The 21,120-nt window shown below is 69.6% G+C and carries 27 protein-coding genes and 1 tRNA gene; 16 read left to right on the forward strand and 12 right to left on the reverse strand.

Going from position 1 to position 21,120, the window contains the following annotated elements:
• Positions 1-37 precede the first annotated feature (37 nt).
• The gene (locus ACZ6R6_RS08455) at positions 38-616 is read left to right on the forward strand and encodes a CGNR zinc finger domain-containing protein (RefSeq protein WP_470091287.1); all 579 of its coding nucleotides are present in this window, start codon (positions 38-40) and stop codon (positions 614-616) included.
• A gap of 78 nt (positions 617-694) precedes the next feature.
• Here the strand turns inward: ACZ6R6_RS08455 and ACZ6R6_RS08460 are convergent, their stop codons facing one another.
• Complete coding sequence (locus ACZ6R6_RS08460; protein WP_470091289.1) at positions 695-1,816, reverse strand: diaminopropionate ammonia-lyase; 1,122 nt, start codon at positions 1,814-1,816, stop codon at positions 695-697.
• Positions 1,817-1,896: 80 nt separating this feature from the next.
• Between ACZ6R6_RS08460 and ACZ6R6_RS08465 the strand changes: the two genes are divergently transcribed.
• Both ACZ6R6_RS08465 and ACZ6R6_RS08470 read left to right on the forward strand, forming a co-directional pair.
• A complete protein-coding gene (locus ACZ6R6_RS08465) occupies positions 1,897-2,154 on the forward strand; it encodes a hypothetical protein (RefSeq protein ID WP_470091291.1) in 258 nt (85 codons plus the stop codon).
• 96 nt (positions 2,155-2,250) lie between these two features.
• Entirely contained in the window at positions 2,251-2,475 is a 225-nt protein-coding gene (locus ACZ6R6_RS08470) for a hypothetical protein (protein ID WP_470091293.1), read from the forward strand.
• Positions 2,476-2,910: 435 nt separating this feature from the next.
• Here the strand turns inward: ACZ6R6_RS08470 and ACZ6R6_RS08475 are convergent, their stop codons facing one another.
• The 3 genes from ACZ6R6_RS08475 to ACZ6R6_RS08485 form a co-directional block, all read right to left on the reverse strand.
• Positions 2,911-3,048, reverse strand: a complete 138-nt coding sequence (locus tag ACZ6R6_RS08475) for a hypothetical protein (RefSeq protein WP_470091295.1) — start codon at positions 3,046-3,048, stop codon at positions 2,911-2,913.
• Between the two features lie 419 nt (positions 3,049-3,467).
• A complete protein-coding gene (locus tag ACZ6R6_RS08480) occupies positions 3,468-3,917 on the reverse strand; it encodes a WapI family immunity protein (protein WP_470091297.1) in 450 nt (149 codons plus the stop codon).
• A gap of 402 nt (positions 3,918-4,319) precedes the next feature.
• Complete coding sequence (locus ACZ6R6_RS08485; RefSeq protein WP_470091299.1) at positions 4,320-5,153, reverse strand: acyl-CoA thioester hydrolase/BAAT C-terminal domain-containing protein; 834 nt, start codon at positions 5,151-5,153, stop codon at positions 4,320-4,322.
• 281 nt (positions 5,154-5,434) lie between these two features.
• On the opposite strand from ACZ6R6_RS08485, the gene ACZ6R6_RS08490 reads away from it, so the two are divergent.
• Together ACZ6R6_RS08490 and ACZ6R6_RS08495 are read left to right on the forward strand one after the other, a co-directional pair.
• A complete protein-coding gene (locus ACZ6R6_RS08490) occupies positions 5,435-5,908 on the forward strand; it encodes a hypothetical protein (RefSeq protein ID WP_470091301.1) in 474 nt (157 codons plus the stop codon).
• A 15-nt stretch (positions 5,909-5,923) separates the two neighbouring features.
• On the forward strand, positions 5,924-6,202 hold the full coding sequence (locus ACZ6R6_RS08495) for a tyrosine-type recombinase/integrase (protein ID WP_470091303.1): 279 nt from the start codon (positions 5,924-5,926) through the stop codon (positions 6,200-6,202).
• A 77-nt stretch (positions 6,203-6,279) separates the two neighbouring features.
• Here ACZ6R6_RS08495 and ACZ6R6_RS08500 read toward each other — a convergent pair.
• Both ACZ6R6_RS08500 and ACZ6R6_RS08505 read right to left on the reverse strand, forming a co-directional pair.
• Positions 6,280-6,369: transfer RNA gene (locus ACZ6R6_RS08500), tRNA-Ser, on the reverse strand.
• A gap of 286 nt (positions 6,370-6,655) precedes the next feature.
• Complete coding sequence (locus tag ACZ6R6_RS08505; RefSeq protein ID WP_470091305.1) at positions 6,656-7,216, reverse strand: YceI family protein; 561 nt, start codon at positions 7,214-7,216, stop codon at positions 6,656-6,658.
• Between the two features lie 102 nt (positions 7,217-7,318).
• On the opposite strand from ACZ6R6_RS08505, the gene ACZ6R6_RS08510 reads away from it, so the two are divergent.
• Positions 7,319-7,798, forward strand: a complete 480-nt coding sequence (locus tag ACZ6R6_RS08510; RefSeq protein WP_470091307.1) for a MarR family winged helix-turn-helix transcriptional regulator — start codon at positions 7,319-7,321, stop codon at positions 7,796-7,798.
• A gap of 145 nt (positions 7,799-7,943) precedes the next feature.
• Here the strand turns inward: ACZ6R6_RS08510 and ACZ6R6_RS08515 are convergent, their stop codons facing one another.
• A complete protein-coding gene (locus ACZ6R6_RS08515) occupies positions 7,944-8,525 on the reverse strand; it encodes a SigE family RNA polymerase sigma factor (RefSeq protein WP_470091355.1) in 582 nt (193 codons plus the stop codon).
• A 247-nt stretch (positions 8,526-8,772) separates the two neighbouring features.
• Between ACZ6R6_RS08515 and ACZ6R6_RS08520 the strand changes: the two genes are divergently transcribed.
• On the forward strand, positions 8,773-9,723 hold the full coding sequence (locus tag ACZ6R6_RS08520; protein ID WP_470091309.1) for a hypothetical protein: 951 nt from the start codon (positions 8,773-8,775) through the stop codon (positions 9,721-9,723).
• A 5-nt stretch (positions 9,724-9,728) separates the two neighbouring features.
• Positions 9,729-10,574 (forward strand): MauE/DoxX family redox-associated membrane protein, encoded by an 846-nt coding sequence (locus ACZ6R6_RS08525; protein WP_470091311.1) that lies wholly within the window; start codon positions 9,729-9,731, stop codon positions 10,572-10,574.
• Between the two features lie 113 nt (positions 10,575-10,687).
• On the opposite strand, the gene ACZ6R6_RS08530 is transcribed toward ACZ6R6_RS08525, so the two are convergent.
• Positions 10,688-11,869 (reverse strand): ATP-binding protein, encoded by a 1,182-nt coding sequence (locus tag ACZ6R6_RS08530; protein ID WP_306861926.1) that lies wholly within the window; start codon positions 11,867-11,869, stop codon positions 10,688-10,690.
• A gap of 424 nt (positions 11,870-12,293) precedes the next feature.
• Here ACZ6R6_RS08530 and ACZ6R6_RS08535 point away from each other — a divergent pair, with 424 nt between their 5' ends.
• The 4 genes from ACZ6R6_RS08535 (at position 12,294) to ACZ6R6_RS08550 (ending at position 15,891) form a co-directional block, all read left to right on the forward strand.
• Complete coding sequence (locus ACZ6R6_RS08535; RefSeq protein ID WP_470091313.1) at positions 12,294-13,052, forward strand: M15 family metallopeptidase; 759 nt, start codon at positions 12,294-12,296, stop codon at positions 13,050-13,052.
• 105 nt (positions 13,053-13,157) lie between these two features.
• Positions 13,158-14,021, forward strand: coding sequence for an NUDIX hydrolase (locus ACZ6R6_RS08540; RefSeq protein WP_470091315.1), 864 nt, complete (start codon positions 13,158-13,160; stop codon positions 14,019-14,021).
• 44 nt (positions 14,022-14,065) lie between these two features.
• Positions 14,066-15,097, forward strand: a complete 1,032-nt coding sequence (locus ACZ6R6_RS08545) for a permease (protein WP_470091317.1) — start codon at positions 14,066-14,068, stop codon at positions 15,095-15,097.
• A gap of 5 nt (positions 15,098-15,102) precedes the next feature.
• Positions 15,103-15,891 carry a TIGR03943 family putative permease subunit gene (locus ACZ6R6_RS08550; protein WP_470091319.1) on the forward strand — a complete coding sequence of 263 codons (789 nt, stop codon included), beginning with the start codon at positions 15,103-15,105 and terminating at the stop codon, positions 15,889-15,891.
• A gap of 18 nt (positions 15,892-15,909) precedes the next feature.
• Here ACZ6R6_RS08550 and ACZ6R6_RS08555 read toward each other — a convergent pair whose 3' ends face one another.
• Positions 15,910-16,719: a PrsW family glutamic-type intramembrane protease gene (locus ACZ6R6_RS08555; RefSeq protein ID WP_470091321.1), complete on the reverse strand. Its 810-nt coding sequence runs from the start codon at positions 16,717-16,719 to the stop codon at positions 15,910-15,912.
• A 52-nt stretch (positions 16,720-16,771) separates the two neighbouring features.
• Positions 16,772-17,341, reverse strand: coding sequence for a cadmium resistance transporter (locus ACZ6R6_RS08560; protein ID WP_470091323.1), 570 nt, complete (start codon positions 17,339-17,341; stop codon positions 16,772-16,774).
• Positions 17,342-17,497: 156 nt separating this feature from the next.
• On the opposite strand from ACZ6R6_RS08560, the gene ACZ6R6_RS08565 reads away from it, so the two are divergent.
• From ACZ6R6_RS08565 to ACZ6R6_RS08575, 3 genes are read left to right on the forward strand one after another with little or no spacing between them, the layout of a single operon-like run.
• Positions 17,498-18,232: a hypothetical protein gene (locus ACZ6R6_RS08565; RefSeq protein ID WP_470091325.1), complete on the forward strand. Its 735-nt coding sequence runs from the start codon at positions 17,498-17,500 to the stop codon at positions 18,230-18,232.
• A gap of 22 nt (positions 18,233-18,254) precedes the next feature.
• Positions 18,255-18,767, forward strand: a complete 513-nt coding sequence (locus ACZ6R6_RS08570) for a hypothetical protein (protein ID WP_470091327.1) — start codon at positions 18,255-18,257, stop codon at positions 18,765-18,767.
• 4 nt (positions 18,768-18,771) lie between these two features.
• The gene (locus ACZ6R6_RS08575; protein WP_399964045.1) at positions 18,772-19,158 is read left to right on the forward strand and encodes a hypothetical protein; all 387 of its coding nucleotides are present in this window, start codon (positions 18,772-18,774) and stop codon (positions 19,156-19,158) included.
• A gap of 98 nt (positions 19,159-19,256) precedes the next feature.
• On the opposite strand, the gene ACZ6R6_RS08580 is transcribed toward ACZ6R6_RS08575, so the two are convergent.
• Entirely contained in the window at positions 19,257-19,574 is a 318-nt protein-coding gene (locus tag ACZ6R6_RS08580; RefSeq protein WP_470091328.1) for a hypothetical protein, read from the reverse strand.
• Positions 19,575-19,961: 387 nt separating this feature from the next.
• Here ACZ6R6_RS08580 and ACZ6R6_RS08585 point away from each other — a divergent pair, with 387 nt between their 5' ends.
• Positions 19,962-20,405 carry a hypothetical protein gene (locus ACZ6R6_RS08585; RefSeq protein ID WP_470091330.1) on the forward strand — a complete coding sequence of 148 codons (444 nt, stop codon included), beginning with the start codon at positions 19,962-19,964 and terminating at the stop codon, positions 20,403-20,405.
• Positions 20,406-20,539: 134 nt separating this feature from the next.
• Here the strand turns inward: ACZ6R6_RS08585 and ACZ6R6_RS08590 are convergent, their stop codons facing one another.
• Positions 20,540-21,091 carry a hypothetical protein gene (locus tag ACZ6R6_RS08590; protein ID WP_470091332.1) on the reverse strand — a complete coding sequence of 184 codons (552 nt, stop codon included), beginning with the start codon at positions 21,089-21,091 and terminating at the stop codon, positions 20,540-20,542.
• Positions 21,092-21,120 lie beyond the last annotated feature (29 nt).

Raw genomic sequence — 21,120 nt, forward strand, 5'->3', positions numbered from 1 at the left:
AACCAGTCAAATGAACTTAGAGGGTTATAGTGGAAGCATGACGAGAACGCGGCCGCTGCTGGGCGAGCCCCTGGCGCTGGACCTGGTCAACACCGCCTGGGTGGAGCAGGGCGCCTGGGTGGACTTCTTCGACGACTCCGGCGGGACGGAGTCCTGGCTCGCCGAGCACGGCCTGCCCGGCGACGCCGAGCAGGCGAAGAGACCCCTGATCATGGCGCGCCAGGCGCTGCGGACCGTCCTGAGCGACAGGCTGCGGGCCGTCCTGAGTGACGGGGAGGAGCGGCCCGGCGCCGCGTCCGGCGAGGGCGAGGGCGAGGGCCTGCTCGACGCCGTCCTGGAGCACGGTTCACGGCGGCCCCGGTTGCGGGGCGCGCAGCCGTACGAGGAGGTCGTCGTCAACCATCCGTCCTGGCACGCGGCCTGGCTGGCGGCGGCCGACCTCGTCCGCCTGATGGGCGAGCGTCCCGAACGGATCCGTGAATGCGCCAACCCCGCGTGCGTGCTCTGGTTCTACGACACCAGCAAGAACGGCAGCCGCCGCTGGTGCTCCATGGAGACCTGCGGCAACCGCGCGAAGAGCAGCCGGTTCCAGGAACGCCACAGGTCCCTGGACTGACGGTGAAGCCCGCTGGAGTTCGGCGGAGACCACCGTCGCCGCCGACCGCGCCGTAACGCCGACGCCCCGGGCGGGCCGTCAGAGAGCGCCTTCGGTCCCCACGACGAGGACGCTGGAGCCGGATCCCAGCTCCAGTGCGGCACGCGTGCCCTGGTCCAGGGAGAGCAGACCGGCCGCGCCGGCGGCGCCGCAGGCCGAGACCCGCACGCCCTCGGCCGCCAGGAGCCGTGCGGCGGCCTCGGCCTGCCCGTCGGTGACGGTGACGAAGGCGTCGGCCAGCCGGGACAGCAGCCGCCAGGCCAGCAGGGACGGCTCCCGGCAGTCCAGCCGCCCGAGCAGGGTCCGCCCGCCGTCGACCCGCGTCGGCCTGCCCGCGCGGGCGCTCGCCAGCAGGCACGGAGCGGCCTGCGGTTCGACGACGACGACCCTGGGCCCCTCACCCCAGCGGTCGCGTACGTACCCGGCGGCCGCGGCCGCCAGCCCGCCCACGCCCGCCTGGACGAAGACGTGCGTGGGCGCCTCGCCCGTCTCGCCCGTCTCGCCCGTCTCGCCTGGTTCGTCAATCTCGTCGAACAGGACGGTGTAGCCGCGCATGATGTCGAGGGGGACGGTGGTGTAGCCGTCCCACGAGCTGTCGGAGACCAGCCGCCAGCCGTGGCGTTCGGCCGCTTCCAGGGCCGTGGCCATGCTCTCCTCGTAGTCGCTCCCTCCGCGCCGCACCTCCGCGCCGAGTGAGCGCAGCCGGTGGGCGAACTGCTCGGGGACGTCCTCGCTGAGGAACACGATCGGCCTGCCACCGAGCCCGCGCACCGCGGCCGTCACGGACAGCCCATGGTTGCCGGCGCTGGCGCAGACGAACGGGATACGCGCGGCGACCTCCCGCAACCGTTCCTCGGCAGGCCCTGAGCCATGGCCCCCCTCGGCCTCGGCCTCGGTCCGCACCAGCCGGGCGACGGCGTACATGCCGCCCAGAGCCTTGAAGCTGCCCAGCCCCATGCGCCCGCTCTCGTCCTTGATCCGGATCGAGGCGACGCCCGCCGTACCGGCCAGCGCGGGGAGGGGGCGCAGCGGGGTGCGGCCGTAGGCGGGGTGGCCGCGGAAGAAGGAGCGGGCCCGCACGGCGTGATCGACACCGACCAGCTCGCGCTCCCTCGCGGTGTAGGTCTCTCGTCGTGTGTTCAGCCAGCTCCGCTTCTCCATGACGGAAATGCTAGAGAGCGCCGGAGCGGACGGGGGTCCACGGCGGCAGCGCACGTGATCTCAGATGGATGGCTCGATGAATGCCGAGCCGCAGACCCACCCGAAGTGACGGCGAGAACACCGGAATCGATTGGGCGAGGCGGGTCAAGTCAGTCCGGAGTGACCGCCGGGCGCTCCCCGCCGCCTACGACGGCCGGCCACAGGCGGACGACCGTGAGGGCGGGGAGAACCTCATCGAACACCCCCTGCTGCTGGCTCTGCTCATGCGCCGCCGTGAAGAGAGCGGGGAGAACCTCATCGAACACCCACTGCTGCTCGCCATGCTCGCGGGCCGCTGACACCAGGCAGCTTGATCCAAGCACCCACGCCATCCCTCGGCTGTCCCACGATCGGCAGCCGAGGGACGGCTCCCATCAACAGCAAAGGAGCACCCCATGGTGTCGGAGGAAGCTGACAAGTCCACCGAACATGAGCTGGTGGACGCGCTGATCGACGCCCTCATCCGTGACATCCTCAGCGAGGCGAGCTCGTCGACGCGCGCGACCCCGGCGATCCGGAGGGCGTCGCCGGCACCCGGCGGAACGGGGCGCGCTGGTCGGTCGCTCTCGCGCTCGGCATCCGCCAGGGCGAAGCGCTCGGGCTCCGCCGGCAGTACGTGACCTGGAGACCGGAGTGATCAGGGCGTGGTTCCAGCTCCAGCGCACCGAGTGGCGGCACGGGCGCGCCGATCCTCACCAGTGCGGTGAGAGGTCCTGGACCACACGAGGGCGACCACGACCGAGTGGTACGCCCATGTGTCCGCACCCCTCATGCGCAAAGCCAGGGAGCGGCCGGCCTCGGCACTCTGGGGAAAACTCTGTTCCCCCGGTTGCAACCATGAGCCCTCAAAGATCAGAAAGGCCTTTCCCAAGGTTCTGGGAGAGGGCCTTTGACCTGCGGAGGCTCGGGGATTTGAACCCCGGATGGGCGGTAAACCCAAACCGCATTAGCAGCTCTGATCCAGCCCGTCCCGATCGGTTCAACGTGGACCAATAGGCGCGGCCAGTCCATCTGGAACGGCGTGGCACGACGGTGGATCGCAACTACAGCTGCAGCTAGGAACCGGCTGCTCTGGGTGAGATGATCTCGGTGATGCGCGCCGTCCCGGCCGGGGGCCGTATCTCGTGCATGGTGATCACATCGCCCGGCTTCACGTGCCGCCAGTGCTCGAAGGTCAGCGGTAGCAGTCTCACCCGCCCACACTCCCCCGGTTCCAAGGGGTCGCGGCCCTCGACCCAGAGTGTGACGATGCTGAGCAGGGAGTCACCCTCGGGCGTGAGACGGCCGATGTCCCACATGGGCCGGAGCACTGCGCCAGGAGGCAAAGGTCTCGTCCGGCCCCCTCCTCGGGGCCCATGAGACGAAGCTCGGCGAGAACGGCGCCGTTGCGAACCTCACCGCCGCGCCACCCGTACCACTCGGCGTCCTTGTGGAGCCACAACAGGCGGGCGGTGTCGGCCAGCAGGTCCCAGAACTCGGGCGACCGAAGATGCGCGTCGCCGAGCTCTTCAATAACGAGGAGGGCCGTCTCCCAGTCATCGCGCTCCAGGTCCGTCCGCCTCGGTTCATGATCGTCCACCTGGTTGGCTCCCACGATGGCTCCCGGAAGCACTCATTCGCGCCCCAGAACGGGGAATCGCGCCTCGGCCGCAACGAGCGCGTCCACCAGCGGCGGGATATCTGTCTGGTCCAAGCCGTCGATCTCGAAGCGCAGGGTGTTCCACATCCCGGGATCGTCAGTCGCGGTCCCGGAGATCGACAGCGAGCCTGTGGGGTGGCATTCGACGGTGAGCTCTATCCAATGCTCAAGGGAGGAAAGGGTGGCACTTCCCTTGACGTCTGCGTGGACGCGCTCCAAAGCCAGGCGGAAGTTACGCAGTTCCTCAGCCCGAAGCCCCGCGTCAATCGTGGTGGCGAACCCTCCGACCCGCACGTGGATCGGTGAGGTCAGCCAGTTCCCGTCCCAGAAGTCGGTACAGCCAGGATGCATACGACCGAGAACCCGGATCAGCACATGATCGAACTGCTTGCCCCAGCCGATGACGATCTCCGCATGATCCATACGGTCATCCTCTACGAGGGGACATACATCCAGTCCACGGTCACCAGTTCGGAAGATTGCGGCGCGCACCCCTGTGACCTGCTGTGCTCCAAGTCAAAGGTGGTTTCGCTGTGTCCGTGAGTCCCCGCTGTTCCCCCTGGTTTCCCATCCCATCGGGCACGCGACGGGCACGCCAGCCACAGTGTCCGGCGGGGCGGGGCTGAGAAACGAAGCCCTGGACCTCCGATCGCCCCCAGTCCGCCACGCCGGCCAGTCACCGCAGGGCGATCGTAAGTGCGGCACCAATAGCCGACGGTTTTACAGCGCGTGACTGATGCGGCCTCTACATGCACGCCGAGCTGCGGCGTGCTCTTGCCGCTCGCCTCTTGACATCAAGATCATTGCCGCGTATTGCACACCGGGTCAACCGCGAAGCAGATCGAGGATGTGCGGCCAGGCGTCGGCTCCGAGTCCTGCGTCGGCAGCGGTGTCACCCCCGTAGAGGAATCGCGGCGATTCGGGAGCTGGGCCTTCACCGGGAAGACGCGGGCGATGGCCGGCTTCGCCCCGGCTGATCAGACGAGCGGTCCGGCTGCGAGCGACAAGTCGCTCGGCAAACGTAAGGGACGGCCACATCGCATCGTCCCCTCCTGCCACCAGTAGCACGTCCGCCCTGGTCTGCTCGATGGGGATCGCGGCGGCGGGGAGAAGGTCGGCGAACGTCCGCTCGCTGCGCTCGTACCAGCCGCGAATGGCCACCGGGCCGTTCGCCGGTTCGGGCACTGTCCAGTCATCGTCATAGGGAACGAAAGGCAGCGGTTGCCCCTTCCAGGTCCAGGACGACCGGTAAGGGCGGTGCTGCCCATCTCGCCCTGGGCCGACATTGCCCCACACCACGGAGCTAGGCGACATCGCCACGACGCCGTCGACACGCGGGTCATAGATGGAGGTGAGCAGGGCGGCCTCTGCCCCTTTGGACGACCCCAACAAGCAGATGCGGCGTACGCCGGTGGATTCGAGCAGATCAATGGCGGACACGAAGGTCTCTAAAGGGATCTCGCAGATACCCGGCGGCTGCCCGAGACCGCCGAACCAGCGAAACGACATCGCGGTCATTCCCTCTCGGGCGAGAATACGAGCCCTCTCCCGTTCGATACGTCCGCTCGACCCCGCCAGAACAAGGACGCCCGCATGACTGACAGGACCTGGAGTGATCAAGACGCCTTCCCACGGCTCGGCCAGTTCCTGCTCGTCCATGTTCGTCCTCTTCTCTCGGCACTTGGCGGCACCGCAATCTACAAGAAGGCGCGCATGCGACCGGGTGGCAGGCACTCTGCGGTCCACCACCTTCCGTTGGTGCACTACCTCACCGGACAGCCCGCACCACGCACGGAGACCACACCACGTTCCCCGGTGAGTCAGGGTGAGGAACGAACCCTGACTCGTCGATCGCCCCCAAGCACGTATGGCGACCAGCCACGCCGTGGCGATCGTGAGGGCTGCATCTGTGCGGCGGCGCGCCGCGCCGCCGCCCTGACATGGCCGGCACCCGGCGGAACGGCGCGCGCTGGTCGGTCGCTCTCGCTCTCGGCATCCGCCGGGGAGAAGCGCTCAGGCTCCGCCGGCAGTACGTCGACCTGGAGACCGGAGTGATCAAGGCGTGGTTCCAGCTCCAGCGCACCAAGTGGCGGCACGGGCGCGCCGATCCTCACCAGTGCGGTGAGAGATGGCGCCGCTGGCCCTGCAAGAAGAAGTGCAGGGATCACGGGCACAACCCCGGCTGTAAGGAGGACTGCAAGAAGCAGGGGCACACCTGCTTCAGGAGGACCTGCTTCAAGGACTGTACGAGCCACGCCGACAGGTGCCCGAAACGTACGGACGGGGGCCTCGTCTTCCGGCAGCGCAAGGGCAGGAGCAAGCTCACCCTCCAGTGCCCTCCCGAGCTCCTCGCACCACTCAAGGCGCACCGCAAGCTCCAGGCCGCGGATCGCCTCAAGGCGGGGGATCGCTGAGAGGATCACGACCTCGTGTTCGCCACCCGGCACGGCGGTCCGATCGAGCGCACCGAGGACTGGAAGGTGTGGAAAGCGATCCTCAAGCAAGCGGGAGTGCGGAACGTCCGGGTGCACGACGCTCGCCACACGGCCACGACGCTCCTCATCGAGCAGGGTGTGAACATCCGCGTCGTTCAGGAGGTACTCGGCCACACGAGGGTGACCACGACCGAGCGGTACACACACGTGTCCACACCCCTCATGCGCAACGCCGGGGAGCGGCCGGCCTCGGCACTCTGGGGAAAACTCTGAGCCCCCGGTTGCAACCATGAGCCCTCAAGATCGCAAAAGGCCCTCTCCCGAGGTTTCGGGAGAGGGCCTCTGATCTGCGGAGGCTCGGGGATTTGAACCCCGGATGGGCGGTAAACCCAAACCGCATTAGCAGTGCGGCGCCATAGACCTGACTAGGCGAAGCCTCCTGGTTGCCGTGTGGCTCAGCACAGAGTACCGGCCATCCGCCAAGGCGGCAAAGCGGCTACCGGTCGCGTCGCCGAGAACGGGACCGGTGAAGTTATCCACCATCTGTGGATAACTTGCTCCACAACTGTGGACAGAGTCAAGTCTTCGCAGCTCGGCACGGTGGATATCTTGTGGATTCTCGTAGTGCGAGACGTTGATTCTCAACCAGCGGACACAACAGGGGCTCCCTCCCCGCCCACGCCGGAGGCGGGGACACGGGGAAGGAGTCCGAGTAGATCACGGGGATCAGACGGGGTTGGCCTCGCCCTCGATCTCAATCTTGATCTTCTTGCCGACCAGGACGCCGCCGGTCTCCAGGGCCTGGTTCCAGGTCAGGCCGAAGTCCTCACGGTCGATCTCGGTGGTGATGGAGAAGCCCCACAGCTCCTGGCCCCACGGGTTGGTGCCGGCGCCGCCGTACTCGACGGTGAGCTCGACCTGCTTGGTGACGTCGCGGATGGTGAGGTCGCCCAGGACGGTGAACTCGCCGCCGGAGTAGCCGACCACGCGGGTGCTGCGGAAGGTGAGCTCGGGGAACTTCTCCACCGAAAGGAAGTCGTCGCTGCGCAGGTGACCGTCACGGTCGGCGGAGCCGGTGGTGATGCTCTCCGTCTTGATCGTGAGCTCGGCGGAGGAGTCGAGAGGGTTCTCGGCGATGGTGACGGTCCCGGAGAACTCTCCGAAGTTGCCGCGGACCTTGCTCACCATCATGTGCTTGGCCATGAAGCCGATCCGGGTGTGGGCGACGTCGATGGCGAAGGTTCCGGGGGCGGGGATCTGCAGGTCTTCCCAGGTCCGAGTGCTCATGTCTACTCCCGATCGAGATGCTTGCCGTGCGGACGTTTGCGACAACAGATTTCTACACGAGGAATATTCCGCGCGTCAACTATCGTCGGATACAGTGTGAACGTGACCCCGTTTGACGACTCCCGGCTGACCGCCATGGGCCTGCTGGCCGAGGCCCACACCGGCCTGTCCGCGAAGATGCACCTGTCCTTCTCAGCGGCGGGGCTCTCAGACATCGACTTCGAGACCCTGATCCGGCTGGCGCGCTCACCCGGCCAGCGCCTGCGCATGAGCGATCTGGCCGCGCAGACCAGCCTGTCCACCAGCGGGGTGACCAGGGTCGTGGACCGGCTGGAGCGCGAGGGGCTGGTCGCGAGGCAGGCGTGTGCCAGCGACCGCCGGACCTCCTACGCGACCATCACCGAGGCGGGCACCGACCGGCTCGGCGCCGTGCTCCCCCAGCACCTGGCCGACATCGAGACCTGGTTCACCGGCCTGCTCACCCCCGAGCAGCTCAGCACCTTCCTCGCCACGCTCAGGATCATCCGCGACGCCGTACGGCCGTGCGCCACGGCGGGGGCGGAGCTCACACCGTCCGGATGACGGAGGGCTCACACCGTCCGGACGACGGGGGCTCCCGGTCGGGATGTCGCCGGATGGCGGGAGCTCCCCTCAGCCGCCGTCAGGCAGGGGGGCTCCCTCGACCGCCGCCGGACAGGGAGACTCCCCCGTCCGCCGCCGCGCGGGTCTAGCGCTGGACCTGCGTCTCCATCTGCCGCTGCTCCGGGATCGTGAGGTCGCCGCGGAGCTTGGCCATCGCCCGCGAGACCGTGCTCTTGACCGTACCGACACTGATCCCCAGAGTCTTGGCGATCTCCGGTTCGGTCATGTCCTCGTAGTAGCGCAGCATGACCGCGGCCCGCATACGGGCCGGCAGCCGCTCCAGAGCCTGCTCCACCCGCTCGGGCAGATAGCCGTGGCCGTGGCCGCCCACCAGAACCGGTTCGGGGATCTCCTCCGACGGATACTCCTCCAGCTTGCGACGCCGCCACCAGGAGATGTTGATGTTGATCATCGCCCGGCGCACGTAGGCGTCCAGGGCCGCGCGGTCCTGGATGCGGTCCCAGGCGAGATACGTCTTGACCAGCGCCGCCTGGAGCAGGTCCTCGGCGTCGCTGGGCTGCCCGGTGAGCTGGTGGGCGGCGCGCAGCAGCGCGGGACCGCGAGCAACGACGTACTCGCGGAACTCCTCGTGGGTCCCGCCGGTCACCGCGATCACCAGCCCGTGGTCAGGGTGCGTCTCGTGGCCAGAATCGCAGCCGGAGCCCATAATTCGGCTGAACCGGAACCTATATTTCATCCCCTCAACGGCAAAAACAGCCCAGCCCCGTGATCACCGAGCCGCGGGGCACTTGGTGCGGGTTTGCCCGAATGTGGGGGGCAACGCGTTGTACCAGGGATGGGAATTTTGATACGTGGTCGGACACCTGCCGGAGTTATTGGCGCAAGCGGACGGCGGGACCCCGGCAGGCATGTGACGCTAACGGGGAAACCTCGGCGAAACATGGGGAGTGGCGATGCCGTACCGCAGCGTTGACCGCCGCCGCGTGCTGGCCGCGGCCGCGCTCGGCCGGCCCCTGGAGGAGCCGGGGGCGCTCTCCGACGACGGCGAGCTCCTCCAGGCGGTCACCGGTGAGATCCTCGACGTCAGCCCGCACCTGATCGTCGTCGACACCCCCGAAGGCCGTGAGGAGCGGCTCGTCATCGCGCCGTGGGCGACGGCCTGGCGCGGCGAGGCCGTCGCCCCGGCCGACCTGCCGCTGGGCACCCACGTGATCATCAGGGCGCTCCGGTCCGGCCGGGTGGTGGACCGGATCTGGGCCGACATCACCCGGATCACCGGCGTGATCCAGTCCATCGGTTCCGGCTCCCGGGACCACACCATGGAGCTGTACTGCGGGCCGCACCGGGGACGGCGCACGGTCGTCATCCCCTACCGCGCCTCGGGGCGGCTGCGGGTCCGGCACCCGCAGTTCGAGCCCGGCTACCTGTTCGACGCCATCGGGGTCCGTGAGGACGGCGTGGCCCAGGCCCGGCTGCCGGCGACCTCGCAGCCGCCCTACCGGTGGACGGCCGTGCCGCAGCCGCCCCCCGGCTACAGCGGTGTGCAGTCACGGATCTCCGGCACCGCCACCTGGTCGGACGCCTTCGACTGCGACGAGTCGGGAGCGGCCTACCCCATGTTGGAGCGCTCCGACGCCGACTGCGAAGATGCCGGGGTGTCCTGCGCGGGCCTGCCCTACCTCGCGCTGGGCTCGACACTCAACGTGCGCAACGTGTGCGCCGGGCGCACCTCGGTCCTGCCCGTCGTGGCCTGCGGCTGTCTGGCCGGCCGGTTCTGCGACCGGTGCCTGGAGTGCGGCACCTCCCCGCGGGGCCGGATCGTGGAGCTGTCGGCGACCGCCTTCGTGGAGCTCGGCGGTGACCTGACCAGAGGGTGCTTCAACGCCCGGGTCGGATTGGGGTGACAGGGATGCTGACGACGATCGCCGCAGCGCAGCTGCCGGTGCTGGGCGCGCTGCTGGCCGCGGGCGCGCTGGCCAAGGTGCGGACCGCGGTGAGCGAGTCCGAGCCGGGCGCGCTGAGCAGGCTCGGGCCGGCGGTGCTGGTGGCCGACCGCTGGCGCGCGCCCGCCATGCTCGGCTGCGCGGCCGTGGAGGCGGTCCTGCTGGTCGGCCTGGCGGCGACCGGCCATCCCCTGTTCCGGTGGGGCACGGCCGCATTCTTCGCCGTGTCGACCTACGTCCTGTGGGAGCTGCGCCGCCGCCGCCCGGACGTGGGCTGCGGCTGCTTCGGCGAGGTCAGCGCCATCCCGGTGGGGCTGCGCTCGCTGGGGCGCACCATGACGCTGACCGCCATGGCGGTGGGCACGGTCTGGGCTCCGCCGGTCTCCGGCTGGTCGACGCTGGCCGGCTTCACCTGGCACCAGATCGCGGCCGCGGCCGGCGGGCTGCTGGTGCTCGCCGCCCTCTCGCCGGAGATCGAGGAGGCCGCGGCCCGGCTCCGGCACCGTGCCCCCTGCGAGCAGCGCCCGCTGGATCCGGCGACGGCGCTCAACCGGCTCCGTTCGAGCACCGCCTGGCGGGCGCACGAGAGACTCCTGTCGAGCACGGACCCGGTCGACAGCTGGCGGGAGCTCTGCTGGCGGTTCTTCGTCTATCCGGGACGCAGCCACACCGGGGACCCGGCGGACGTGGTCTTCGCGGTCTATCTGAGCGGGCGCCATCCGGCGGTGCGGGTGGCGATGGTCGGTGCCGACGGGCGGCAGATCGAGATCGACTCTCTGCGGGAATCTATCCCCGTATCGGCCGGACACTAGAGAGCCCTAGATTTTCCTACCGAGCGCGATTCAGCTCTATATGGCTCTCTAGCTTCCCCACTAGAGAGCCATATAGAGGTCTAGGAGACTCTCACACTATATCGAACATATGTTCACACGGGCTGGGAACGCAGAAACTTTCCGAAGTGCGGCACGGTGAACGCGATCAGTCCGCGCTCGGCGCTGTAGATCAGGCCCTTCTTGATGAGGCTGTCGCGGGCCGGGGAGAGGCTGGACGGCTTGCGGCCGAGCCCCTCGGCCACCTCGGCGGTGGCCACGGGCTCGTCGCCGATGGAGGCCATCGCGTGCATGTAGTCGCGCTCGGCCGGGGTGGCCCGCTCGTAACGGCTGCCGAAGAACCCGACCGCGAGCTCCTCCTCGGCCTCCGGCGCCGAGACCCTGATGTCGTCGACGGTGATCGGGCTGCGCAGCGCCAGGTCCCAGGCGACCTTGCCGTATGCCTGGACGAAGTAGGGGTAGCCGTCGGCGGCCTCGTAGAGCGCGTCGAGGGCCTCCTGGGTGAACGCCACGCCCTCGCTCTCGGCCGGGGCGATGAGCGCCAGATCGGCCGCCTCGCGGTCGAGCCGGTCGATCCTGGCGTAGCGGAAGAGCCGCTCGGAGTAGCTCTTGCTGGCCGACAGGACGCTGGGCAGGTGGGGCAGGCCGGCGCCCACCACGATCAGCGGGCCGCCGCTCTGGGAGAGCTCGTGGCAGGCCGCGCAGAGCGCCGAGACGTCGGGGGTCTGCACGTCCTGCATCTCGTCGATGAACAGGGCGATGCCGACGCCGAGGTCGGTGGCCACCCCGGCCGCGTCGACGAACAGCTCGGTGAGGTCGATCTCCAGGTCTCCGGAGTCGGCCCGGCCCCGGCTCGCGGGCACGTCGATCCCGGGCGACCAGTGCGAGGTGCCCTTGGCCGCCGACGGATCGCGCATCGCGAACGCCTTGAGCACGCCGAGGAACTCCTCGATGCGCTCGGGCGCCCGGTGCCGGGGCGCCAGCTCACGGATCGCCAGGTGCAGGGCCGCGGCCACGGGACGCCGGATCGACTGGTCGGGCCGCGCCTCGATCTTCCCCGTCCCCCACAGCCGCTGCATGGCCATCGACTTGAAGGTGTTGAGGAGGACGGTCTTGCCGACACCGCGCAGACCTGTGACGACCATGCTGCGCTCCGGGCGGCCACGCGCCACCCGCTCCAGGACGATTTCGAACTGCTGAAGCTCACGGTCGCGCCCGGCGAGCTCCGGGGGACGCTGCCCCGCACCGGGGGCGTAGGGATTACGCACGGGGTCCACGCTCTCGGACTTTATGACGGGATATAGCGGCCGACGTAGATTTCCGTAGAAAGCGCTACGGCGTGTCGCGCGATGCCGGACGGAACCCCGCAGAACAGGAGCATGTGCCGTCGGCCGCGTCGCGAGCGTCGCCATGACATCACTCCTCACCTGTGGAGACATCGTCCGAACCCGTGTTCGATCCGGTGTCTCAGACTGTAGCGCGGCTTCGAACACAGGACCGAGATTTCCCGGAGAAAGCTCAGCTAAAGAATGTCGGCGCGCCGCCGACACGGATCAAACCGGGACGGAAGCCATCGGCCCCGGGCCGCCACCGCCTCTTATCACCCGAGGTAGCCGGTCAAATACAATGGAGGCTTGTCTCTGTCGGTTGTGGAGTGGCGAGTCGGCTGTGGGGTGGCAACAGGTGAGCAGCTCTCCGTTGATGACACGCGTCCGGGCGGCCGTCGCGCTGGCCGTCGGCTGTCTGGCGGCGGCCGCGTGCAGCGCGACCGCCACCTCACAACCAGCACAGCCCACCTCGGCCCCCACCACGGCGCCCGCGCCGCCGACCCCCTCGACCAGGCCGACCACCTCCAGCCCGTCCCCCACCGCGAGCCCGACCTCGACCGCCCCGCCGAAGTTCTCCGCCAAGGTGACCAAGGTCGCCCGTGACCGGCTCCGGCACTCCTGGCGGCCCGGCTGCCCGGTCCCCGTCGGCGACCTGCGGCTGATCACGATGACCTACTGGGGCTTCGACGACAGGCCGCACACCGGCGAGCTGGTGGTGAACAAGAGCGCGGCCGACGACATCGTCACGGTCTTCAGGCGCCTGTACGACTGGCGCTGGCCGATCCGCAGGATGGAGCTCGTCGACGTCTACAAGGGCGACGACTTCGACTCGATCGACGCCGACAACACCTCGGCCTTCAACTGCCGCCCGGCGACCGGGTCCAGCAACTGGTCCCAGCACGCCTACGGCAGGGCGGTCGACATCAACCCCCGGGAGAACCCCTACCTGTCCTCCGACGGCTCGGTGGCGCACAAGAACGCCCGCAAGTTCGCCAGGCGCCCTCTCGACGCGCCCGGCGTGATCAATCCCGGCGACCGGGTGGTCCGGGCCTTCGAGAGGATCGACTGGGAGTGGGGCGGCTACTGGTCCGGCATCAAGGACTACCAGCACTTCAGCAAGAGCGGCGGCTGAGGGTCAGGGGGCTCCCGTCCCCCGCTCCGCAAAGTCCGACATATCAATTCTTATTGGTACGGCCCACACCTCGGAGGGCGATACCTCTTGGTGCATCATTGATCCATGGCGGCCAGAGACGGCGATGGATGGGCTCACTGCGATCGCGGGCATCGGCACTGGGGTGTGTACGGCGCCTCCGGCCTGCTCGCCGTCCACCACGACACCGCCGGGACGCCGCGCGTCCTGATGCAGGAGCGTGCCGTCTGGAGCCACCACGGCGGCACCTGGGGCCTGCCCGGCGGCGCCCTCGACAGCCATGAGGACGCCATAACGGGCGCGCTGCGCGAGGCCGGAGAGGAGGCGGCCCTGACCGGCGACGGCCTCCGGGTCCAGGGGGTCTATCTCGACGACCACAGCGGCTGGTCCTTCTCGACCGTGATCGCCCAGGCCGCCGACCTGCTGGACGCCGCCCCGGCCAACGGCGAGAGCGTCGACCTGCTCTGGCTCACTCCCGAGGAGATCGCCGCCAAGGAGCTGCACCCCGGGTTCGCCGAGACCTGGCCCATGATCAGCCAGGCGCTCAGCCCCCTGGTGATCGTCCTCGACGCCGCCAACATCGTGGGCGCCCGGGCCGAGCACGGATGGTGGAAGGACCGCGCCGGAGCCGCCACCAAGCTGGTCGCCGAGGTGGGCGCCCTCTCCTCCGGCGGCCTGCGCGGCCTCCCCGGTGGCCTGCCGGCCCTGGAGCGGTGGTTCCCCCGCGTCGTCATGGTCGTCGAGGGCGCCGCCCGCGACGTCTCGCCGCTCCCCGGCGTCTCCGTCGTCGTCGCCCCCGGGGCCGGCGACGACACCATCGTGCAGGTCGTGCGGGACGCCCAGCCCTGGGAGCGCGTCCTGGTCGTCACCGCCGACCGGGGCCTGCGCGAGCGGGTCACGGCCGTGGGGGCCGCGGTGACCGGACCCAGGTGGCTGCTGTCCCAGCTGTAGATGTTCCACGTGGAACATCGCAGGGATCTGCCACGATATGGCGCATGTCCGAGCTTCGAACCGAGCCGCGGGGGCACTGGACCGATGACGACGGGTCGATCCCTCCGGACTCCTGGGGGCGCGGCACCACGCCGAGCCGCTCACTGCCGTGGGGCTTCGCGCTCGTCGTCGTCCTGCTGGTCGTGGGGCGCTTCGCGCTCGCCCCTCATCTGACGGCGCCGGCGCTCCAGACGTGGGCCACGATCTTCGTGGCGATCTGCGTGCAGGCGCTGCCGTTCCTGGTCTTCGGCGTGGCCCTGTCCGCCGCGATCACCGCGTTCGTCCCGGCGTCGTTCTGGACCAGGGCACTGCCCAGGCATCCGGCCGCCGCCGTGCCCGTCGCGGGAGTGGCGGGCGCGGTGCTGCCCGGCTGCGAGTGCGCCTCCGTCCCGGTGGCGTCGGGCCTGATGGCCCGGGGGGTGACCCCGGCGGCCGCGCTGGCCTTCCTGCTCGCCTCACCGGCGATCAACCCGATCGTGCTGGTCGCGACCGCGGTCGCCTTCCCCGGACAGCCGATGATGGTCGTGTGCAGGTTCGGGGCGTCGCTGGCCGTGGCGGTCCTGGTCGGCTGGCTCTGGCTGCGGTTCGGCCGCAGCGAGTGGCTGCCGATCCCCTCCCGCCCACATGGGGACGGCCCCAGGTGGGCGCGGTTCGGCGAGGCGATGCGGCATGACCTGCTGCACGCCGGCGGGTTCCTCATCGTCGGCGGTCTGGCCGCCGCCACGCTCAACGTCACGGTCCCCCGCGAGTGGCTGACCGCGCTGGCCGAGGTGCCGTGGCTGGCCGTCCTGGTCATGGCGCTGCTGGCGGTGCTGCTGTCGATCTGCTCGGAGGCCGACGCGTTCGTGGCGGCCTCGATGACCGCGTTCTCGCCGACCGCGAAGCTGGCCTTCCTGGTGGTCGGGCCGATGGTGGACCTGAAGCTCATCGCGCTGCAGGTCGGCACGTTCGGCAGGGCGTTCGCGCTCAGGTTCGTCCCGCTGACCTTCGCGCTCGCCGTCCTGGTGAGCGCCCTCTCCGGATGGCTGCTGCTGTGAACCGCGTGACCCAGAACCTGATCCTCACCCTGCTCGGCTGCGCCGTGCTGCGGATCTCGGCCTTCTCCACCACGTATCTGAACTACGTCAAGCCCGGTTTCCGGCCGTTCCTGATCGGCGCCGGGGCGGTGCTGCTGGTCCTCGGCCTCACCGGCCTGGTCCAGGCGTCACGGTCGAGGAAGGGCTCCCCCGAGGGCCACGCGCACAGCCACGCGCCCGACGGTGCTCGGGACCACTCACCGGACGGTGCCCGCAGCCGTGCCCAGGGCCATCCGCCGGAGCACGGCCATGCGCACGGCGGTCCCCGGGTCGCCTGGCTGATGTGCCTGCCGGTGTTCGCGATCTTCCTGGTCGCGCCGCCCGCCCTGGGCTCGTTCGCCGCCGCCCGGTCCGAGACGCCGCCGCCGCGCGGCCAGGCCCTCAGCGCCTTCACCCCGCTGCGCGGCGACGGCCCGGTGGACATGCCGATCGGCGAGTTCATCGGCCGGGCCTGGGACGACGACAGCAAGTCCCTCACCGGCCGCGCGGTCAAGCTGACCGGCTTCGTCGTCCCTTCGAAGAAGAAGGGCCAGTGGTACGTCACCCGCATGCAGATCGCCTGCTGCGCCGCCGACGCGTTCCCGCTGAAGGTCGCGGTCAGGGGGATCCAGCCGCCGCCCCCGGACACCTGGGTCGAGGTGACCGGCACCTGGATCCCGCAGACGTTCGGCACGATGCCCAACGGGGTCGTCTACCCGCAGCTGTCCGGCACGGATCTCATGAGGATCGACACTCCGGACGAGCCCTACGAGTAGGCGGCGCCTCGACGGAGGTCAGGCGCGGGACGGCGCCGGAACCGGGGACGGCGCCACGGTCAGATCCCGGGTGGCCCGGTGGAACAGCCAGTAGCTCACCCCGGCGACGAGGAGGAACAGCAGCCGGGCCGGGCCTGGGATGTCGAGCATGAGCAGGCCGTCGTTGAGCGAGTGCAGTACGGCTGCCGCCACGAAGGCGCCGGCGACGGAGAGCGTGATCACGATCCGTCCCCTGAGCTGCCAGGCCCCGAAGGCGACCGCGCAGATCAGGCCGGTCCAGGCGAGATGACTGAACGGGGTGGCGAGACCGCGCATGAACAGCACCATGCCCGCGTTGACCGCGCCGGTGGCGTCGACGCTCCTCCAGGCGTAGGACATCGACTCCATGATCGCGAAGCCGGTGGCGCAGGACAGGCCCAGCGCCACCCCGGCGGCCTTGTTCAGGTAGCGGCCGGTGAGCGCGACCATGAGGAGGGGGACGGATTTGGCCGACTCCTCGATCCATCCGACCTGCAGGATCGAGGGGCCGTGCTTGTCTGGGATGAGCAGGGCGTTGAAGTATCCGCCGAGCAGGAGGGCGGCTCCCCCGCCGAACAGGAACATCCCCACCAGCGTGACGCCCGGGACACTGGTGCCGATCCCGGTCCGGTCGTGGATGGCGACCAGGAGGCCGACCGGTCCGGCCGCCGCCCCGTAGAAGAACGCCGCGGGCATGACCGCGCGGTTGCCGACGGCCTCGGTCATGGCGATGAGCGCGGCCGACAGCGCCGCCGTGGCGATCCACACTTTGAACCACCGGTGCCGGTAGAACCTAAAATGTTCACGCATGCGAAGTAAATCCCCATTTGGGGTGTCGTAAATTCGGACGAATCGCCCATCTTTACCTAAAGGCCGACTCCGCCACGATGACCGCGCCGATCACCATGAAGACCACCGGGACGAGCCATCTCCCCGACCGTTCGACCAACGTGATGATCTTCTTGTGCGAGCCGAGCCAGGAGGCCGCCGCGCACCAGAGCGCGACCAGGACCGCGAACACCGCGACCGTGACGAGACTGGACGCCAGGCCGATCGTGCGGAACATCGGGGTGTAGACCGAGATGTTGTCGGCGCCGTTGGCGACCGTCACCCCGGCGATCGAGACCACGCCGGAGGCGACCGGCGCCGCCCCGTCGCCGTCGCCCTTCCTGATCAGGCCCCACACCCCCAGGCCGAACGGCACCAGCCCGAGCAGCCCGGCCCACCGGTCCGGCACCACGCTCAGCCCGAGCGCCGCCACGGCCGAGACGGCCACCAGGACGGCGATGCCGGCGTACTGGCCCGCGACGATCTGCCAGGGCCGGGGGACGCCACCCGCCCGGGAGGCCAGGAACAGCACCGTCAGGATGACGATGTCGTCCACATTGGTCCCGGCGAAGACGGCGACGGCCGTACCGATCGATTCACCCACGGGCGCATTATGGGGCCTGCCGGGATTGTCCGTGCCACCGCACCCGATCCCGACGGGTCGGCGATCACCATGGCCGTCGGCGGCCGTCGGGCATTACGATCACATTCGTCCGTCCCTGTCAGCCAGCCCGTCCCTGTCAGCCCCCGGAGGCCTTGCGTGGGCTATCCGCCGGAGTACGGCCAGCCGCCGCGAGGCGAGACGGGCCGAGGGCTGGCCGTGATCGTGATGGTGACCGTCGGCGTGCTCATCGCGACGGTGGTCTCCATGATGGCGGTGCTGGATCCGGCTCCCGCGCCGAAGAGCCCTTCGGTGACCCGGGGGCCCGAGCATTCGGAGAGCGCGGTCCGCCAGGCCGCCCAGGTGGGACTCGACGCCTACTCCAGCGGGTCCTACGACGATTTCTGGGACCTGTGGAGCACGCAGGCGCAGGCGGCGATCACACGTGAGGAGTACGTCCGGCTTTTTCAGCTGTGCCCGCAGCCCGTGTCGGACGCCCGGTTCACCCTCACCACCGTCACGATCACCGGCGACAACGCCACGGTCCAGGCGACCCGGCTCAGCGAGACGGCCGACTTCGACTTCCTCTTCGAGAGCGGCTCGTGGCGCTACGTGCCTACGCCGGAGGAGTTGCAGGGATACCAGAGCAAGGGGGCCGACCGGCTTGCCCAGGAGCGACGGGCCGCGGGGAGCTGCGGCGCCGCCGTCCCCACTCCCGCCCCCGACCCGTCCGACCCCGGCGTCTCCAATCCCGCCCCGTCCGACCCCGGCGTCCCCACCTCAGCCCCGTCCTCAGCCCCGTCCGACCCCGGCGTCCCCACCTCAGCCCCGTCCGACCCCGCCGCCTCCGTCCCCGGGCCCACGGCGTCCAGTCCCGTCACCCCACCGGGATGATCCGTTTCATCCGGTACGCGGATTGATCTATCCGTACACCGGCATATCGATTGATCACCAAAGTCACAGAAAGGCGCTGCCGGTTCCGGAATTCACGGCTACTGTCAAACACATGGCCCATCCCCTGCCGGCCTGGCGAGGCGGCACAGGTTCGGACACACCGGAATCGACTGATCAGGATGCCGTCATGCAGGAGCCGGATCCCGTTCCCCTGTGGCTGGCGCATCTCCGCCCCAGAGACGGGCAGGAGAAAATCAGTCCGTCCACTCCAGACACATCTATCACCATAGAGTTGGATAAAGCAGATTTTGAGGCGCTTTCCCGTAAAGCGCGGTCGACGGGCAGCAGGATCGCCGACGTGATCCACGCCGCCGTCCAGCGGGAGATCGGCAACCGGCCCCACGTCATCACGTTGATGCACCGCTGGGACCTGCACCGGGAAGACCTCGACACGGCGGCCGACGCCCTCGGGGTCGACCAGCTGTCCGAGACGGAGTGGAGCCAGATCGGCATCCGCCGGACCCGGAGGACCTGAAAGCATGCTCCCCGGCAGAGTGCTCGACGTCAGCGCGCTGATCGACATCGCGGTGGCCAAGACCGAATATTCACGGAGCATCGCCGCCATGTGCCTTTTCCGCGGCGGCGGTATATGCATCCCGGCGACCGGGCTGGCGGCGGTCCTGTCCATCTCTCCGATATCCACCCAGGTGGAGCTGTTCGAGCTCGTCACGACACCCGGTGTGAAGATCGACGACTTCACCCACGGAAAGGTCGGAGAGATCGCGGAGATTCTCGACGGCTCACGAGACGTCACCGCGGGGCATGTCATCTGGTGCGCCCAGAGCACCAAATGGCCGATCCTGACAGATCGGGGCGCGGAGCTCGTCCAGTACGACCAGCACATCATGATCGACCCGCTGCCCTAGCGACGCCGGAGAGACCGGGAGCTTCCGGCGGCGACACCGGGCCCGGCACTCCCCCGGGAGGGCGTCGACCGGCTCCCGTCTGCCCGTCGGCGACCAGCTCAGCAACTGCCGAAACCGTCGCCGTACCCCTCCACGTAGCCGCGGTCCCAAGTATCGCCGCGGAGGTTGTAGTCGTGCCGGTAGCTACTGCCGTCCACGCAGTCGTTGAAGCCGTCGGTGAATCCCCGCCCGTAACCCTGCCGGCAAGCCTTGTCACAGGGGCTGGGCTGGACCGCGCCCGGCACCGCCTGCGGGACGCCGGCCGCCGCTCCCCCCGCTCCCTCCGCGGAACCGGCGACGACGGCACCCCCGGCCGGTCCGATCACGAGAGCGGCGAGGAGCATCGGGTTGAGCAGTAGGCGTCGCCCGCCATACATGGCTGCCTCCTTTCCCCTGGAGCCGCCACGGCGGGCATCCGACCACCGAGACGACCCTGACCTGCACATCCCATCCTGACCAGCACCGTGCGACCCTGCCACGACGCGGGCGTGACGTGGACGTGACACGGACGTGACGGCCTACGGCGAGCCGAGGGACGGGTCCCGGACCGTCGGTCGCCCCGTCCCAGGGCGGAGAACCGTCGCCACCGGGCGATCACTTGGGTACGCCCGGCTCCGGTCCGCGTGCTGCTCCCGGCTCCGGTCCGCGCGGGTACGCCCGGCTCCGGTCCGCGTGGTGCGGGATCCGGAGTAGCCGGTCACCACCACCCGGGGCAAGATCCTCGTATGGGAGATGACCTGGCGAGTCATATGGGAGATGGCCCGGTGGATCGTACGGGAGACGGCCTGGCGGATCCTGTGGGAGATGACCTGGTGGAGCTGCACGTCCGCGGCGGCGACCTCGCCGATCCCGGCTCCTGGGTCTACCTCTGGCTGCTCGGAGGCCGCGTGATCTACGTGGGGACCACCGGTCTTCCCCCGGAGGTCAGGACCTGGCTGCACCTCCACGACCCCGACCCCGACATCGGCCGCGTGAGAGCCCGGTATCCGGGCATCGGAGCCGACCCGATCGACGTGGTCGCCTTCCGGCTGCCCGGATCCCTACCGCGCCCGGAGGTCAAGGTCGCGGTGATCGCCCACCTCAGCGCCGCTGGGCTGCTCTCCGAGCACTACGTGGGCGATCCGCCACAGCACGGGCCCGTCGGAGACGGACTGTCTCCCCTCCTCCACCGGATCACCCGTCGGATCGGCGGGCCTGAGACCGGATGATCAGGTCACGGCCGGCCCTGATCGGCTGCTCCGGCTGACCGCCTGCCTTCGCACCCCGGCAGTCGTCCCGGAGCCTCTCCCCGGCAACCGTCCCAGTGCGGAAGTGCCTCCGGACGGGCGGCCGACGGCCCGGGCTACCGGGGCAGGTGGTCTGTCCACTCGGCGACGATCGACGCCGTCCCCTCCGTGATGAAAACCTGCCCCCCACTCTGGGGAACGTAGAAGTTCGTGTCACGCACCCATGAGGTCTCCGGATCGACGACCAGTCTGACCCGCCCTGACGACAGGGAGATCTGCAGGCCGTGCCCACCCTGGACCGCGCCGAGGCTCTGGACGTCCGGCAGCGACGCGATCGCCCGGAAGGCCGCGGCCCGGACCTCCGGCGAGACCGGCGCCTGGCTGATCAGCGAGGTCAGCGCTTCGAAGACGGAGTCGTCCTGCTCGTCCGCGGACAGCGGGCCGGCGCTCGTCCTGATGTCGCCGCGCTGCACGCCATCGGCGATCCCGGTCCGCAGCGCGGCCCGCAACGCGTCCGGATCGGCCGGCAGCCGCCGGAGCTCCTCGAAGCTCATCTCGAGCGGCCCCAGCCGGGCGGACAGCCGCTGCGCCGCGGCCGGCGGACTGCGGGGGGAGCCGGCGGGTGCCGTGACACCCGAGGCGACCATGACCACGGCCACGGCGGCCACGGCGCGATCTTGCGAGGATGTACGGATCC

The organism is Streptosporangium sp. NPDC048886 (assembly GCF_055586905.1).